Origin of the sequence: Neorhodopirellula pilleata, from assembly GCF_007859915.1 — a bacterium.
In the GTDB taxonomy this organism is placed as follows: Bacteria; Planctomycetota; Planctomycetia; order Pirellulales; family Pirellulaceae; genus Rhodopirellula; species Rhodopirellula pilleata.
Window position 1 is genome coordinate 1 of record NZ_SJPM01000068.1, and the last position, 1,773, is coordinate 1,773.

Sequence of the window (1,773 nt, forward strand, 5' to 3'; positions counted from 1 at the left end):
CATGCGGCCAAACTCGCTCGAACTGTCGCCGTTGGGACACGACGAACTATCCCGATCCACGGCAGCGGCCAGGACGCTATATTACAACTTCCAACTTTTCACCGGCCGCTCCGTGATCGGCGGTGTTAACCTTTTCGATTAAAGCGAATCCGGATGGCACTGCCGAAACGAAATCGCCGCACAGTCAAGGTTAGGGATTGTACCTACCATTGGGTCAAAGGGTCGCGTGGGGACAACGGTCGGGGCGTGGCTACCGTTCAGCATTCAGCCGGCTGCGGGGCAAGACTGATGATCGATCCGTATGGAACAATCATCTACGACGTTGTTCCCTTTGCCATTGAGTTCGCATTAGACCATGGATGGAATCCGCTAGAATCCGGCGAGCCGTTTTGGATTGCTTACAGCTGGCTGCTTGAACCTCCAGCGTGCTTCATCCTTCGTTCAAAAAACGCCCCACCGTTTTGGAATGACCCCAGGCGCAAGGAGATCGAACGCGACATTCGGGACCGTTACTACAAGAAATTGCTCTCTGAGATGGAATTGATACAATAGTTTTGCGTCGCGGACTAAATCGAAAGACAGGATGCAAGGGTAACAATGACATCCACCGAAGGACGCGAGCCAAGCGGTTTGGCAATGGCCGAGTCTTTTGCGCGTCCTCGGTTATGTCCGCCGTTCGCCGAGCATTCTTTTGCCATATTGTTAGGTTTTGGATATTGCAATTGAAACTGGAGACAATCGCTGTAGCCGCAACAATCATCAACACCTTCATGTTGCTGTGGACAATGTCCGGTCTTTTCGCCATCCCATTGGTTGTATCTTTGCTTTCGTTGGGCCGCACACTTACGCAGATGGAACTACTAATCCTGTCGGTGGCCAATATCGCGGCATGGGTCGTCGTTTTGACGTACTGACGTGGGGCACTGTTGCTTCCTAACTGATCGCTCCGTACAGTTGTATGCTGACAGAAAGGTCGTAGCGTATCCAATTCCGGCGGCGAACCAAGAAATGCACGGGAGTGACGAGCCGTGCGTATCATGACGTCAAGTCGTTCGTCCGTCCCCCGTGATGTCTACCGTTCGTCGGTGCTGGAGACCGCGAAGACCGACGCCGTCGTGTCGACGACTCCGTTGCGACGTGGGGGCTGGATTAGTGTTCGATTAGCGCGGATTAGTGTTCCCGAAAAACAGGCTGCGCTGAACGCTAATGTGCACTAATCACACACTAATTCAACGTTCGTGATTTCCGGCATCCGGAAGTGCACTGCCTGAAATTTGCTTGAGGCTGGCGGAGCGAATCGGTACGATTGCGACAATGTCAACCGCATAGCGTGATCCCATCGGACACGACGAACAATCCGATCCACGGCAGCGGCCAAGACGCCGTTTTGAAACTTCAAACTTTTACTAGGCCGCTCCGTGATCGGCGGTGTTCGTCGGTGCTGCAACGCCCGCCCCCGACCCGAATCCAGGACTGAATCAACGCTCGTTGAACACTGGTTCGTCAACGTGCGATACACTGGCATGCGGCCGAACTCGTTCGAACTGTCGCCGTTGGGACACGACGAACTATCCCGATGCACGGCAGCGGCCAGGACGACTTTTTACAACTTCCAACCTTTCACCGGCCGCTCCGTGATCGGCGGTGTTATCGGGCAAGAGCTCAGCCACATGTCGTTTCGCAAATCGAAAAACCAGACCGACCAGTGGCGTGCCTTTTGCACGAAGCACGATCGCTACGTGTCGCAGTTGCCTCGGCTTGCTCCTGTCTTCG

2 protein-coding genes are annotated in these 1,773 nt (G+C 54.4%); both read left to right on the forward strand.

Going from position 1 to position 1,773, the window contains the following annotated elements:
* The first annotated feature begins 246 nt into the window (after positions 1 to 246).
* Complete coding sequence (locus Pla100_RS30230; protein WP_146583119.1) at positions 247 to 552, forward strand: hypothetical protein; 306 nt, start codon at positions 247 to 249, stop codon at positions 550 to 552.
* Positions 553 to 1,523: 971 nt separating this feature from the next.
* A partial coding sequence (locus Pla100_RS32120; RefSeq protein ID WP_231603819.1) for a hypothetical protein occupies positions 1,524 to 1,773 on the forward strand: 250 nt, incomplete at its 3' end.